The sequence below is a fragment of the Streptomyces sp. NBC_01525 genome, from assembly GCF_045040405.1.
Taxonomy (GTDB): domain Bacteria; phylum Actinomycetota; class Actinomycetes; order Streptomycetales; family Streptomycetaceae; genus Streptomyces; species Streptomyces benahoarensis.
Genome location: NZ_CP109397.1, coordinates 3,687,622 through 3,699,948 on the forward strand (window position 1 = coordinate 3,687,622; position 12,327 = coordinate 3,699,948).

Below are 12,327 nucleotides of genomic sequence, written 5' to 3' on the forward strand. Positions count from 1 at the left end.
TGCCGTTCACGTTGCGCTGAATTCCCCGGTTGGTGCGCCGCAACGCGGTCACAGTGACGTCGTGGCTGAGGGACGGCACGGACGGCTGGTCCGGCGTCCCCTCCCGGGGGAACTCCACCGGTACGTGGTCGGCTCCGGCACCGCGCCGGACGGCACGGGCGACCCGCCGGGGCCGCCGACTCGCCGTAGTGGCACCGTGTTCACGGATACCGAGCGAGCGGTCGCCGGCCCCGCCGACCGGAGGAGACGCCAGAGCGACGCACACGGTTCACGGACCATCGCTATCCGGCCCCACCTCGCACCACGCGTTCCGTACCATTCGACAGCCGACCGGCCAGGGCGGATGGACCACGCGCTCAGCACGTCCACCGGCCTCGGCGGCTCGGCATCACGGCTCCGAATTCTCCCGGGAAAGCCGCTCTGGCCTGGTGTTGCACCACGTCGGGCCGAACTTCGAAATAACGAGCTGACGTTGTCTTCTTCCGGCCCGGTCGGGAAACAGGAGATGGTGCGGCAGTGGTTTCCCGAGCGCGTCCCGCCCGAAAATCCTCCGCCGGTGCAGGTCAGACCATCGTGTGACCGCCGCAGGCGGAAGCTTGACCCGGCAGCCGAGCCGGACGAGCTGACTGACAAGGCCGCGGGTGGCACGAATGTGCCAGCGCGTTCGAGGAAGCATTCGCCGCCGAGGTCGGCGTACTCGGTGCCGCGGGTGATCCTCGACCCCATCGCCGGGGGTGTCCTGTCCGGGCACCCAGGGCTTCCCTTACGGATCACGTCGCGCAAGTCATCGACTGCAATCGGTGACCACTGCTGCGTGAGAGGGCTGGACGGCTGGGGCTCCGTGCCGGTGGAGAGGGCCATGGCGGGGCCCCACCGGGGGATGCGTGCCGGGGAGTTGAGGGCAGCTGCGGTCTCGTCGGGAGCGCTGCGCAGCGAATCTCGCTGCACGTGCAGCGAGCAAAACACCCCCCTGACCGCGTTTCCGCAGATCAGAGGGGTGTTTATGAGCGGTAGCGGTGGGATTTGAACCCACGGAGGAGTTGCCCCCTCACGCGCTTTCGAGGCGCGCTCCTTCGGCCGCTCGGACACGCTACCGGGAGAGAGCTTAGCCCAAGGGGGGCCGTGTTCCGAAATCGGATCCCGGGGGCGGTCAGCGGGAGCGGAAGAAGGCGGTGAGGGCGGCGGCGCAGTCGGGCTCCAGGACGCCGGTGATGACCTCGGGGCGGTGGTTGATCCGGCGGTCGCGGACCACGTCCCAGAGGGAGCCGACCGCGCCCGCCTTCGCGTCGTACGCGCCGTAGACGACGCGGTCGACGCGGGAGAGGACGATCGCGCCGGCGCACATCGTGCAGGGTTCCAGCGTGACGACGAGGGTGCAGCCGGTCAGCCGCCAGTCGCCGGGGCGGCGGTCGGCGGGTCCGGCGCCCGCGCCCAGTGCCTCGGCGGCGGCGCGGAGTGCGAGGACCTCGGCGTGCGCCGTCGGATCGCCGGTCGCCTCGCGCGCGTTGTGGCCGGTGCCCAGGACCGTGCCGTCGGCGGCGAGGACGACGGCGCCGACGGGGACATCACCGGTCGCCGGGGCGAGCGCGGCTTCCGCCAGCGCCCGCCGCATCGGTCCGGTCCAGGGATCCCGCAGCGGATCGGGCACGGCGGCGGGCGGGGGAGCGGGGGGTGACACGGTCATGGTCCCAGTGTCGGGGACGGTGCCACGGGGCGGGACCCGGTGCCCCGGGTGGGCCCGGGGCGTGTACGGCCGCCCCTCAGCGCACCGCCTCCAACACATCCGTGCACCCCAGCGCATCGGCGATCTGAGCCAACGCATCCGTGTCGAGCACCAGCAGGCCCTCCGGCCCCACGCCCAGGTCCGTGAGGAGTTCGACGTCGCCCAGGGGGCCGGGGGGGACGGGGCCGGAGGTGGCCGCGTCGCTCAGGTCGTTGTCGTCCGGGTCCGGGTCGGGTTCGCCGTCCTCGGTGCCGTCGAGGTCGAGGCTGTCGAGGTCGGACGCGCCGTCGTCGTCGGAACCGAGCAGTTCGTCGGTGAGCATGGCGCCGTACGAACTTCGTGCGGCGGCGGCGGCGTGGGAGACGAAGACGCGCGGGTCGTCCTCGCCGTCCACGCGGATGACGCCGAACCAGGCGCCCTCCTGCTCGATGTACACGACCACCGTGTCGTCGTCCACCGCCGCCTCTCGGGCCAGATCGGCCAGATCGGTCAGGGTCTCCACATTGTCGAGCTCCGTATCGCTCGCTTCCCACCCGTCTTCGGTGCGCGCGAGCAGTGCGGCGAAGTACACCGTGACTCTCCCACTGGTCTTGGGCTGCCGGGCCGGGCGGGGCGGCGCGGATGCGCCACTGGTCCCGCCCCCGTCGGAATCGTGGCAGAAACAACGCGTCCGCGGGGGGTCTTCGGCGCTGCGTCGTGCGGAGGTTGTCGGAGAAGTCGCTCGCGTGCCGGAGTGGCGGCGCCGGAAAGCGGGATGTTCCGGGCGCGGACGGCGGCGGGTCGCGCCCTCCCGACGGGCGCCGGGCTCCGGACCCGTACGGGCCGCCTACCAGCGGAATGTGCGCCTCCGTAGCGCTTGCCGCATCCGGGCCGCCCGGGCGCGGCGCGGCTGGACCCGCTCCCGCAGCGCCTTGGCCTCGTGCAGTTCGCGCAGGAACCGGTCGCGGCGCCGACGGCGCGCCGCGTCGCTCTCCGGGCCGGGCGCGGCGCCGGGCCCGTCGGGGTGCTGGGGGTCGGACACGCGGCACACCGCCTCGGGCGGGGACCGGCCCGGGCGGGCCGGACGGACAGGCATCTGGGGCCCACTCTCCCGCGCCCCGGGGCGGTCGCGCCAGTGCGTCCGGGGGCCGGGCGGACGCCTCCGCCCGCACTCTCGGTTACTGTCGAGGGATGCGGATCCACGTCGTCGACCACCCGCTGGTGGCGCACAAACTCACCACACTGCGCGACAAGCGCACCGATTCCCCCACGTTCCGGCGGCTCGCCGACGAGCTGGTCACTCTGCTCGCGTACGAGGCGACCCGCGATGTACGGACCGAGCAGGTCGACATCGAGACCCCGGTGACGACGACCACCGGCGTCCGGCTGTCGCACCCGCGGCCGATGGTCGTCCCGATCCTGCGCGCCGGTCTCGGCATGCTGGACGGCATGGTGCGGCTGCTGCCCACCGCCGAGGTCGGCTTCATGGGCATGGTCCGTAACGAGGAGACCTACGAGGCGCACACCTACGCCACGCGGATGCCGGACGACCTCTCCGGCCGGCAGGTCTACGTCGTCGACCCGATGCTCGCCACCGGCGGCACGCTGGTCGCGGCGATCCGCGAGCTGATCAACCGCGGCGCGGACGACGTCACCGCGATCTGCCTGCTGGCCGCGCCGGAGGGCGTCGCCGTCATGGAGCGGGAGCTGGCCGGTGCGCCGGTGACGGTGGTCACCGCCGCCGTCGACGAGCGGCTCAACGACGACCGGTACATCGTGCCGGGCCTGGGTGACGCGGGCGACCGGATGTACGGCACCGCCGGCTGACACCGCGGGCCGCCCGTCCCGGGTGCCCGCCCGAAACGTTCTGGGCCCCTGCCGGTTTCCGGCGGGGGCCCGCGGCATGCCTAAGGGCTGTCCCGTAATCCTTGGCGGGCGCGCGACGACAGCTACGGCACCTCGCCGCGTTGTCGGAACGTCCGGATACACCCAGTATCCGGACGTCCCTCCGCCTTGCGATGCACCGCATCTGACGCCGTGCGCTGATCCACCAAGGATTACGGGACAGCCCTTAGGGGTGTCTTTCCGCTCTTCGTGGATCAGGCGGTGCCAGGCGTCACGGCCCCGCGGAGATCGGGAAGACACCCCTTACGGGGCGGTCAGCAGGCGGGAGCCTTGGGGCGCGGCGGGTGGGCGAGGGCGGCCAGGGCCTTCTCGGCGTCCTTCGCCTTCGTCAGGTCCTGGAACGTGTCGCCGATGATCAGGTCGACGGAGCGGTCCTTGCGGCCGTCGGTCTCCTGGCGGGTCCCGGCGAGTTGGGTGGCGAGGACCTTCAGCGGGCCGTCGGCGCCGGACGGGCCGAGCAGCACACCGTTGTTCTTGACCTTCTTGTCGTAGGCGGCGGGGGCGTTGCCGACCTTGCCGATGTCGAAGCCGCGCTTCTCCAGCTCGTCGGCGGTGCGCTTGGCGAGCCCGCCGCGCGGGGTGGCGTTGAGGACGTTGACGGTGATGTCGGACGGCGCGGGCGGCTTGGCCGCGGCGGGCCGGGTGGGCGTGGCGGTCGCGCACTTCTGCTTGGCGTCCGTGCCCTTCTCTGCGGCCTGGGCCTTGCCCGAGGTGCCGCCGAAGACGTCGATGAGCTGGAGGGTGCCCCAGCCCACCAGGCCGAGGGCGCAGATCCCCGCGGCGGCGGCGAGGACGATCCGGCGGCGGTGGCGGGGGCGGCGCATCCGGGGATGCCTGTCGCCCGTCACGCGGTACTTCTTACCGCCCATGCCTGGGGGCGTCAGCATGCTCATGGCCGCAGCGTAGTGCCGCCCAGGAGGCGTGCCTACTAGATGATCAATCCATGGCCGGTGAGGCGACCCGAAAGGGGCAACCGATCCGTACGGACGGCGGAACGGTCCGGGCGGCGGGCGTCAGCCCATTTCCAGGACGCGGGCGTGGAGCACCTGGCGCTGCTGGAGCGCGGCGCGGACGGCGCGGTGCAGGCCGTCCTCCAGGTAGAGGTCGCCCTGCCACTTCACGACGTGCGCGAAGAGGTCGCCGTAGAACGTCGAGTCCTCGGCGAGGAGGGTTTCCAGGTCCAGTTGCTGTTTGGTCGTCACCAACTGGTCGAGGCGTACCGGGCGCGGGGCGACATCCGCCCACTGGCGGGTGCTCTCCCGGCCGTGGTCGGGGTACGGACGCCCATTTCCGATGCGCTTGAAGATCACACGGAAAGCCTACCGGGCGAGCGGCCGCGGGCCCAGCCGTGCCACGGGTATCGGCCACTCCGGGCCCGGCGCGGCACTCAGGGAACCCGCGCGCGGGGGCGTGCGCCGGGGTGCGGCGGGCGGGCCGGGGAGGGGGCCCGCCCGTCCGGAGGGCCCGCCGCCGCGGCCCGTCCTACGGCCGCTGTCCCGCCGCCGAGGACTCCGACGGGCGGGACGTCGGCGTGGACGACGGCGTTCCGGACGGCCTGCCCCGGTTGTGCGAGGCCCGGCCGTCGACGCTCGGGGTCCAGTTCTCCGCGTCGCCCGGCGGGCGATCGCTGGGCGACACGGTGCGGCCGTCCGGCGTCCGCGTACGGGTCGGGCCGGGCGGCTCGTGGCTGTCCGGGGCCGACGGGGACGGGATCGGGCGGCCGTCCTGTGTGGGGCTGGGCAGCGGGTGGGGCGGGGTGGCGGGCAGGGGGCGCGGCGGTGTGGTGCCGGGGGCGAACACCGCGTAGCCGATGGCAGCGGCGGCGGCCGCGGCGGCGAGGGGCAGCGCGAACCGTCTCCAGGGGGCGCCGCGCAGCCACGAGGTGCGGCGGGCCGCCCGGGGCGGGGCCGCGGGGCGCAGATCGCGGGGTTCGACGGTGGCGGCGCGGGCGGCGAGGGCGGCGCGCAGCCGGTCCTCGACGGGCCGCTCGGGGCCGTCGGAAGAGGGGCGGGCGGTCCGGTGGTGGTCGCCGGTGCTCATGACCGCTCCTTCAGGATTTTCTCCAGCGCGTCCAGGGCGCGGCTGGCGAGGGACTTCACCGCGCCCCGGCTGATGCCGAGGGTGCGGGCGATCTCCGCCTCGGACAGGTTGCCCCAGTACCGCAGGACGAGGACCTCGCGGCGGCGGGCGGTGAGCTTGCCGAGTGCGGCCAGGACCTCGCGGTGCTCCTCGTCGAGGACGATCCGTTCCTCGGCGGACGGGGCGTCGACCTCGTGCGGCGGGGTGTAGTTACGGGCGCTGCGGCGCCGCCGCAGGACCGAGCGGGCGGCGTTGACGACGGCGGTGCGCAGATAGGCGAGGGCGTTGTCGACCTCGTCGAGGCGTTCGCCGTGGCGGCGGCAGAGCGCGGTGAACGCGTCCTGGACGACGTCCTCGGCGCTGGCCCGGTCGTCGACCAGCAGCACCGCGAGGCGCACCATCGCCAGCCGGTGCGCGTGGTACAGCTCGCCGATCGACGGCCGCTCCGGCATCCCCGTCCCGTACGCGGACGGGGTGGCGGAGGCCGGGGCACCCGCGGGGGCGGCCGGGCCGGCGGGCCGGGTGGCGGACGCGGGCCGGGCGGCGCGGGTCGCCGTACGGGCGGCGCGGCGCAGCCACTGCCACCGGGAATGCCGCGGCCCCGGCAGGGCGAACCCTGCCGGGGCGAGCGGGAGTACGAGGGTTTCCATCGGTTCCTGGTGCCGGGGAGGGAGCGTCAGGCCCGGTTGCGGCGGACCGCGTACAGGGTGCCACCACCGGCGACGAGCAGGGCGGCGGCACCCGCGCCCATGAGGAGGGTGGTGGTCTCGGAGGCACCGGTGTGGGCGAGTTCGTCCTTGCCGGATGCGTCCCTGCCGGTGGCGGGCGCGGGGGTCGAGTCGGCGCCGCGTCCCGCGTCACCGGGGCGGCTCACGCTCGGGACGGGGCGCGGCTCGGCGGACGAGCGGTGACCGGGGGGCTGGGTGGGCTCCACGGACGGCCGCTGCGTCGCGTCGCGGCCGGTCGAGGGCGACGCCTCGCCGCGGCCGGGCATCGTGGGCACGGCGGTGGGCCGGTGGTCGCTCGGCGCGCTGACGCTGGGCTCGGGGCGGGCGGTCCGCGCGGAGTCGGTGTCGTCGGCGTACGCGGAACCGGCCGTGGACAGGGCGGTGAGCGCGCAGGCGGCCAGCAGCCCGGCGGTGGCGGCGCCACGTATCCGGCGGCGCGTGGCGGCGGGGGACTGCGTGGGGGCGGTGCGGAAGAGGTTCACGGGTACTGCTCCACGGTCGAGTCGATGGGCGGCGCCCGGTGGCGCCCTCACCCCTCACGACGTGCGGCGGGGGCGGGGGTTGCCGGGGGCGGGAAAGTTTTTTTCGGAGGAGGGGAAATCGTGGTGCGCGCGGCCGTGCCGGGAGCGCTGGGGCCGGGGTCGGGGCCGGTCGCCCGCGGCACGCGCCGCCCGCCCGCTACCGGCAGTCCGGGCAGTTGACCGCCCGCAGCCATTCGTCGACGGGCTGGCCTTCTCCGGCGCCGCATTGGGGGCGCGGGTCGTCGGTGCCGACGAGTGCGTGGACGCGCAGGACGTCCTCGCCGACGGTGCCGGAGCGGGGCGGTGTACGGGGAGCGTCCCCGTGCGCAGGAAGGCTGTCCATGGCTGCCTCCACGGCTACCTCCACGGGTCTTCGGCGAGGACGTGGAGCGGGTGGCGGAGCCCGCCGATGCGGTGGTGGAACGGCTCCGGTGGTGCCTGGCCCGCGTCGCCGGGCGGCTGGCCGGGCCAGATGCTCAGCGTGTGGGTGCGGTCGGCGTCCGGGACGGTGACGAACAGGGCGTGCCCGCGCTTGATGTGCTCCCGCGCGGCCCGTTCCTCGCTCGCGTCCCATGCCCACGCCCGCACCTTCGCGGCGTGGTCCGGTACGTCGCGGTCCGCCGCCCCGCGCGTCAGCCATGCCCACGGCGACCGCACCGGCTCGGGCTCGACCCGTTCCGCCAGACGCAGCGCCTGCCCGCGCAGCCACCGCACGGCCAGCACGGGGGAGACGGTCCACAGTGCCCCGACGGTGTGCGCGGCCCCGCCGCTGGGTCCCGACGTCCGCTTTTCGAGGCGTACTTCGGCGAGGTAGCCGGTCACAGGATCTCCCCCCGGCTGCGCGCGTTGACCAGGGCGATCCCGGCGATCAGATGCTCGGCGCGGGACGCGCGGCGGATGTGCGCGGCGTCGGCGATCCACTCCACGCCGCCCGTCACCGACCGCAGGGACCACGCCCCGCACAACTCCCCCTTGACGACGCCGAGGCATCGGCGGTCGGCGTCCCCGACGAGTTCACCGAGTGCCGGGCGGTAAGGGACCTGATCGCGTTCCTCGGACCCGCGTTCGACAGACACGATGGTTCCTCTCTGTAGTCATTCCACTACCAGGGAGATGCAGCGTGACCTAGAGTCGGAAGGGCGTTCAACCTGCCGGAAGAGGACGAAAGGTCAGTGAAAGCCCTTGAACATCAAGGAGTTGCACCCGGACGCCTCGCTCAGGGCGGCTTACGGCGCCCGTCTGCGCAGCATGCGGGAGGCGCGTGGCTGGACACAGGATCATCTGGCCGAGCTGATGGGCTATTCCAGCGTGCACATCTCGGCCGTGGAAACTGCGCGGAAGCCTCCTACTCTGCGCTTTTCGCGTAGCGCGGACAGGGCATTCGGCCTGGAGGGCGCGGACACCTTCGACCGCCAGTGGCGCGAACTCCGGCAGGGCTCGCTGCTGGAGGGCTTCCCGGAGTACGTGGGGTACGAGGGGCGGGCGGTGGAGCTGCGGCTGTACCAGATCGGAATCATCCCTGGACTGGTACAGACACCGGAATACGCAAGGGTGTTGGCGGAGAGCGCCGTGCGCCGAGGCGCGATCTCGCCCGAGCAGGCCCTCGAACGAGTCGACTTCCTCGCGGAGCGTCAGGCCGCGCTGGAGCGGTCCCGCCCGCCCATGGTGATGGTGGTGATGGACGAGAGCTGCATTCGGCGATGGGTCGGCGGCGATGAGGTCATGGAGCCGCAGCTCGACCGGCTGATGGAGTTCGCCAACTGGCCCAACACCGTTCTCCAGGTGGCGCCTTTTGTGATAGGAGAGCACCGACCGTTCGACCTGCCGGTGAACCTGCTGACGATGTCCGACCGGTCCGTCATGTACTACGCGGAGTCTCAGGCCCAAGGGTTCTTCGACCGCGAACCAACTTCCGTCATGCCCGTCCTGACGACCTACCATCAGCTACAGGCCCAAGCGCTCTCCCAGGCGGAGACCGTGGCCATGATCAGCCAGTTGAGAAAGGGCACCCCGTGACGACCGAATCCCCCCGCTGGTACAAGTCCTCGTACAGCAACAACGGCGGCGACTGCATCGAGGTCGCCGCCAACCTCGTCGCCTCGCGTGGCGTCGTGCCCGTCCGTGACTCGAAGGACCCGCACGGCCCGGCGCTGAGCGTTCCCGCCACCGCCTTCGCGTCCTTCGTGGCGGGCGTGAAGGCGGACGAGTTCTGCGCCTGAGCTGGTCCGCGTACGGTGAAAGCCCCGTCCGTTCCTCCGCGTTGGAGGCCGGGCGGGGCTTTCGTCCGGCCCTCTCGCGGCGCCGCCGTCCCGGTCCTACCCTCGGACCGAACCATGAGCGTGCTGACAAGCTGCGAAAGGGTATGCCGTGACGACCGAATCCCCCCGCTGGTTCAAGTCCTCGTACAGCAACAACGGCGGCAACTGCATCGAGATCGCCGCCGACCGTTGGTTCAAGTCCTCGTACAGCGACAACGGCGGCGACTGCATCGAGATCGCCGCCGACCGTTGGTTCAAGTCCTCGCACAGCGACAACGGCGGCAACTGCATCGAGGTGGCCGCTGTCCTCGTCGCCTCGCGCGGTGTGGTCCCCGTCCGGGACTCCAAGGACCCGGACGGCCCGCGGCTGAGCGTCCCCGCCACCGCCTTCGCGTCCTTCGTCGCGGGCGTGAAGGCGGACGCGTTCCGGGCCTGAGCTGGTCCGGCGTGCGACGAAAGCCCCGCCCGAGCCTCCCGTGCGGGGGCCGGGCGGGGCTTCCGTGCCGTCCGCGTCAGATCGTCGACGTGTCGATCACGAAGCGGTAGCGCACATCGCTGGCGAGGACGCGCTCGTACGCCTCGTTGATGCGGTCGGCGCTGATCAGCTCGATGTCGGCGGCTATGGAGTGCTCACCGCAGAAGTCGAGCATCTCCTGCGTCTCGCGGATGCCGCCGATCAGCGAACCGGCGAACGACCGGCGCCCGCCGATCAGCGCGAACGGTGCGACGGTCAGCGGCTTCTCCGGGGCGCCCAGCTGGACGAGGGTGCCGTCGGTGCGCAGCAGCGAGAGGTACGCGTTGAGGTCGAGGTCGGCGGAGACCGTGTTGATGATCAGGTCGAAGGTGCCGGCCAGCGCCTCGAACGTGGCCGGGTCCGAGGTCGCGTGGTACGCGTCGGCGCCGAAGCGCAGACCGTCGTCCTTCTTGCGCAGCGACTGGCTGAGCACCGTCACCTCGGCGCCCATCGCGTGCGCGATCTTGACGCCCATGTGGCCGAGACCGCCGAGACCGACCACGGCGACCTTCTTGCCGGGGCCCGCCTGCCAGTGGGCCAGCGGCGAGTAGACCGTGATCCCGGCGCACAGCAGCGGCGCCGCGGCGTCCAGCGGGATGCTCTCCGGGATGCGCAGGGCGTAGTTCTCGTCCACCACGAGGTGGGTGGAGTAGCCGCCCTGGGTGGGCTCGCCGTCCCGCCCGACGGCGTTGTACGTGCCGACGTTGCCCAGCTCACCGGTGCAGTACTGCTCGATCCCGGCGCGGCAGTTGTCGCACTCGCGGCAGGAGTCGACGAAGCAGCCGACGCCGACGCGGTCGCCCACCGCGTAGCGGGAGACGGCGGAGCCGGTCGCGGCGACGACACCGGCGATCTCGTGGCCGGGGACGAGCGGGAAGTGGCCGCCCTCACCCCATTCGGCGCGGGCGGTGTGGATGTCGGAGTGGCAGATACCGGCGAACTTGATGTCGATCAGGATGTCGTGGGCACCCAGCTCGCGGCGCGGGATGGTGGTCCGCTCCAGCGGTGCCTTCGGGGCGGGTGCGGCGTACGCGGCGACAGAGGTGTGGGTCATGTTCCCGAGGATGCAAGGGCCGGCGGACCGTAGCCAGTGCCCCCTGCAACGTATGACCGGCGTTCCTACCAACGGGAGGACCACCCAGGGAGCGCGCCCGGGACCACCCACCGGGCGCCGGACGCTTTTCCCGGTCCCGCCCTGATTGCGCATACTTTCGGTATGGACCAGCGCACCGAATTGAGCGAGTTCCTGCGCTCGCGGCGGGCCCGGCTGCGGCCGGCGGACGTCGGGCTGCCCGCGTACGGCAGGCGGCGGGTGCCCGGGCTGCGGCGTGAGGAGCTGGCGCAGCTGGCCGGGGTCAGCGTCGCGTACTACATCCGGCTGGAGCAGGGCCGGGTCGGCAACGTCTCCGCCGCGGTGCTGGACGCGATCGGCGACGCGCTGCGGCTGACCGGCGCGGAGCGCGACCACCTCGCCCATCTCGCCCGCCCGGTGCCGCGCCGGGCCCGCCCGGCCGTCCGCCCGCAGCGGGTACGGCCCGCCTTCCAGCAGCTGCTGGACACGATGGAGGCGGTGCCCGCGTACGTCATCGGGCGGCGGCTCGACATCATCGCCTGGAACCGGCTGGCCTGCGCGCTGCTCGGCGACTTCCCCGCGCAGCCGCGCAAGGAGCGCAACCTCGCCTGGCAGGTCTTCCTGGACCCGGCGGCCCGCGCGCTGTACGAGAACTGGGAGGCCAAGGCCGCCGACGTCGTCGGCTATCTGCGGCGGGACGCCGGACGCAACCCGGACGATCCGGCGCTCGCTTCGCTGATCGGTGAACTCTCCCTCAAGAGCGACGACTTCCGGCGGCTGTGGGCCGCGCACGACGTCCAGGACAAGGGGTTCGGCACGAAGGCGCTGCGGCATCCGCTGGTCGGCCGGCTGACCCTCGCGTACGAGACGCTGAGCCTGCCCGCCGACCCCGGACAGCATCTGATCGCCTACCACGCGGAGCCCGGCTCACCGTCCGCGCAGTCGTTGCGGCTGCTGGCCTCCTGGACGCTGGAACCGGCCCGGCCCCGGCCGGAGGGGGAGGAGACCGGGGCGCGGACCGGGGACGACACGCAGGCGCGGCCTTAGCGGCTCCCGGCGTCGCCCCCAGGAGTCGCCCCTAGTGGAAGAAGAGCACCGAGCGGAGCTTCAGCCGCTCGGTGGCGTGGCCGCCGTCCGGGCGGAGGGTGAAGGAGTCGCCGTCGCAGCCCGGCCCGGTGAACGCCGTCACGAAGTCGCCGGTGTCGTTGCGCGGGGTGTGCGCGGGCGCCACCCAGTCCTGCGCCACCTCGGGCAGCGTCATGCAGACGCCGCTCGGCGGATCTGCCAGGGTCCCTACGTGTACGGCGCCGTCCTGGGCGTCGATGAGGTACGTGAACGAGCCGGTCGCCGCCTGGGCGGACGAGGCGGGCAGGGCGACGGCGAGCGCGAGGGCACCGAGAGCGGCGGCCACGGTGTGGCGAAGGCGCATGGGTGTTTCCTTCCAGGAACGAAACGCGCCCCGTAGCGGGACGCGTGCCGGGAGGAACTGCCCATCCCGTACAGCGTGATGTGCGTCCCCGGGGCGCGTCACACGAAGGAGTGCGGGGG

18 protein-coding genes and 1 tRNA gene are annotated in these 12,327 nt (G+C 73.0%); 5 read left to right on the forward strand and 14 right to left on the reverse strand.

The window, feature by feature from the left end:
- Positions 1 to 1,008: 1,008 nt before the first annotated feature.
- From OG422_RS16525 to OG422_RS16540, 4 genes are all read right to left on the reverse strand, one after another.
- Positions 1,009 to 1,095 (reverse strand) — tRNA-Ser (locus OG422_RS16525).
- A 55-nt stretch (positions 1,096 to 1,150) separates the two neighbouring features.
- Positions 1,151 to 1,684, reverse strand: a complete 534-nt coding sequence (locus OG422_RS16530; protein WP_405743520.1) for a nucleoside deaminase — start codon at positions 1,682 to 1,684, stop codon at positions 1,151 to 1,153.
- A 76-nt stretch (positions 1,685 to 1,760) separates the two neighbouring features.
- Positions 1,761 to 2,294, reverse strand: a complete 534-nt coding sequence (locus OG422_RS16535; protein ID WP_405743521.1) for a hypothetical protein — start codon at positions 2,292 to 2,294, stop codon at positions 1,761 to 1,763.
- Positions 2,295 to 2,549: 255 nt separating this feature from the next.
- Positions 2,550 to 2,798, reverse strand: coding sequence for a hypothetical protein (locus OG422_RS16540; RefSeq protein ID WP_405743522.1), 249 nt, complete (start codon positions 2,796 to 2,798; stop codon positions 2,550 to 2,552).
- A 95-nt stretch (positions 2,799 to 2,893) separates the two neighbouring features.
- On the opposite strand from OG422_RS16540, the gene upp reads away from it, so the two are divergent.
- Positions 2,894 to 3,529, forward strand: a complete 636-nt coding sequence (upp, locus tag OG422_RS16545; RefSeq protein WP_143943224.1) for a uracil phosphoribosyltransferase — start codon at positions 2,894 to 2,896, stop codon at positions 3,527 to 3,529.
- A 332-nt stretch (positions 3,530 to 3,861) separates the two neighbouring features.
- Here upp and OG422_RS16550 read toward each other — a convergent pair whose 3' ends face one another.
- The 8 genes from OG422_RS16550 to OG422_RS16585 form a co-directional block, all read right to left on the reverse strand.
- A complete protein-coding gene (locus OG422_RS16550; protein ID WP_405743523.1) occupies positions 3,862 to 4,500 on the reverse strand; it encodes a LytR C-terminal domain-containing protein in 639 nt (212 codons plus the stop codon).
- A 120-nt stretch (positions 4,501 to 4,620) separates the two neighbouring features.
- Positions 4,621 to 4,917, reverse strand: a complete 297-nt coding sequence (locus OG422_RS16555; protein WP_052855611.1) for a type II toxin-antitoxin system VapB family antitoxin — start codon at positions 4,915 to 4,917, stop codon at positions 4,621 to 4,623.
- Between the two features lie 172 nt (positions 4,918 to 5,089).
- On the reverse strand, positions 5,090 to 5,647 hold the full coding sequence (locus OG422_RS16560; protein ID WP_405743524.1) for a hypothetical protein: 558 nt from the start codon (positions 5,645 to 5,647) through the stop codon (positions 5,090 to 5,092).
- Positions 5,644 to 6,336, reverse strand: a complete 693-nt coding sequence (locus tag OG422_RS16565; RefSeq protein WP_405743525.1) for an RNA polymerase sigma factor — start codon at positions 6,334 to 6,336, stop codon at positions 5,644 to 5,646. The genes OG422_RS16560 and OG422_RS16565 overlap by 4 nt, the downstream gene beginning before the upstream one ends.
- A 26-nt stretch (positions 6,337 to 6,362) precedes the next feature.
- Positions 6,363 to 6,896 (reverse strand): LPXTG cell wall anchor domain-containing protein, encoded by a 534-nt coding sequence (locus OG422_RS16570; RefSeq protein WP_405743526.1) that lies wholly within the window; start codon positions 6,894 to 6,896, stop codon positions 6,363 to 6,365.
- Between the two features lie 196 nt (positions 6,897 to 7,092).
- Positions 7,093 to 7,278: a hypothetical protein gene (locus OG422_RS16575; protein WP_405743527.1), complete on the reverse strand. Its 186-nt coding sequence runs from the start codon at positions 7,276 to 7,278 to the stop codon at positions 7,093 to 7,095.
- Between the two features lie 14 nt (positions 7,279 to 7,292).
- A complete protein-coding gene (locus OG422_RS16580; protein WP_405743528.1) occupies positions 7,293 to 7,757 on the reverse strand; it encodes a hypothetical protein in 465 nt (154 codons plus the stop codon).
- Positions 7,754 to 8,011 carry a hypothetical protein gene (locus OG422_RS16585; RefSeq protein WP_405743529.1) on the reverse strand — a complete coding sequence of 86 codons (258 nt, stop codon included), beginning with the start codon at positions 8,009 to 8,011 and terminating at the stop codon, positions 7,754 to 7,756. Before OG422_RS16585 ends, OG422_RS16580 begins: the two co-directional genes overlap by 4 nt.
- 106 nt (positions 8,012 to 8,117) lie before the next feature.
- On the opposite strand from OG422_RS16585, the gene OG422_RS16590 reads away from it, so the two are divergent.
- The 3 genes from OG422_RS16590 (at position 8,118) to OG422_RS16600 (ending at position 9,629) form a co-directional block, all read left to right on the forward strand.
- Positions 8,118 to 8,951, forward strand: a complete 834-nt coding sequence (locus tag OG422_RS16590) for a Scr1 family TA system antitoxin-like transcriptional regulator (protein WP_405743530.1) — start codon at positions 8,118 to 8,120, stop codon at positions 8,949 to 8,951.
- Positions 8,948 to 9,154 (forward strand): DUF397 domain-containing protein, encoded by a 207-nt coding sequence (locus tag OG422_RS16595; protein ID WP_405743531.1) that lies wholly within the window; start codon positions 8,948 to 8,950, stop codon positions 9,152 to 9,154. Before OG422_RS16590 ends, OG422_RS16595 begins: the two co-directional genes overlap by 4 nt.
- 148 nt (positions 9,155 to 9,302) lie before the next feature.
- Positions 9,303 to 9,629 carry a DUF397 domain-containing protein gene (locus OG422_RS16600; RefSeq protein ID WP_405743532.1) on the forward strand — a complete coding sequence of 109 codons (327 nt, stop codon included), beginning with the start codon at positions 9,303 to 9,305 and terminating at the stop codon, positions 9,627 to 9,629.
- Positions 9,630 to 9,705: 76 nt separating this feature from the next.
- On the opposite strand, the gene OG422_RS16605 is transcribed toward OG422_RS16600, so the two are convergent.
- On the reverse strand, positions 9,706 to 10,761 hold the full coding sequence (locus OG422_RS16605; RefSeq protein ID WP_143944322.1) for an NAD(P)-dependent alcohol dehydrogenase: 1,056 nt from the start codon (positions 10,759 to 10,761) through the stop codon (positions 9,706 to 9,708).
- A gap of 162 nt (positions 10,762 to 10,923) precedes the next feature.
- Here OG422_RS16605 and OG422_RS16610 point away from each other — a divergent pair, with 162 nt between their 5' ends.
- A complete protein-coding gene (locus OG422_RS16610; protein ID WP_405743533.1) occupies positions 10,924 to 11,826 on the forward strand; it encodes a helix-turn-helix transcriptional regulator in 903 nt (300 codons plus the stop codon).
- A gap of 31 nt (positions 11,827 to 11,857) precedes the next feature.
- Here OG422_RS16610 and OG422_RS16615 read toward each other — a convergent pair whose 3' ends face one another.
- Positions 11,858 to 12,208: a hypothetical protein gene (locus OG422_RS16615; protein WP_143944320.1), complete on the reverse strand. Its 351-nt coding sequence runs from the start codon at positions 12,206 to 12,208 to the stop codon at positions 11,858 to 11,860.
- Positions 12,209 to 12,327 lie beyond the last annotated feature (119 nt).

What these genes read in the sequence shown, in the direction of transcription:
- OG422_RS16530 (WP_405743520.1), bottom strand. Translation starts at nt 1,684, where the DNA reads ATGACCGTGTCACCCCCCGCTCCCCCGCCCGCCGCCGTGCCCGATCCG.
- OG422_RS16540 (WP_405743522.1), bottom strand. Translation starts at nt 2,798, where the DNA reads ATGCCTGTCCGTCCGGCCCGCCCGGGCCGGTCCCCGCCCGAGGCGGTG.
- upp (WP_143943224.1), top strand. Translation starts at nt 2,894, where the DNA reads ATGCGGATCCACGTCGTCGACCACCCGCTGGTGGCGCACAAACTCACC.
- OG422_RS16550 (WP_405743523.1), bottom strand. Translation starts at nt 4,500, where the DNA reads ATGAGCATGCTGACGCCCCCAGGCATGGGCGGTAAGAAGTACCGCGTG.
- OG422_RS16560 (WP_405743524.1), bottom strand. Translation starts at nt 5,647, where the DNA reads ATGAGCACCGGCGACCACCACCGGACCGCCCGCCCCTCTTCCGACGGC.
- OG422_RS16565 (WP_405743525.1), bottom strand. Translation starts at nt 6,336, where the DNA reads ATGGAAACCCTCGTACTCCCGCTCGCCCCGGCAGGGTTCGCCCTGCCG.
- OG422_RS16575 (WP_405743527.1), bottom strand. Translation starts at nt 7,278, where the DNA reads ATGGACAGCCTTCCTGCGCACGGGGACGCTCCCCGTACACCGCCCCGC.
- OG422_RS16605 (WP_143944322.1), bottom strand. Translation starts at nt 10,761, where the DNA reads ATGACCCACACCTCTGTCGCCGCGTACGCCGCACCCGCCCCGAAGGCA.
- OG422_RS16610 (WP_405743533.1), top strand. Translation starts at nt 10,924, where the DNA reads ATGGACCAGCGCACCGAATTGAGCGAGTTCCTGCGCTCGCGGCGGGCC.
- OG422_RS16615 (WP_143944320.1), bottom strand. Translation starts at nt 12,208, where the DNA reads ATGCGCCTTCGCCACACCGTGGCCGCCGCTCTCGGTGCCCTCGCGCTC.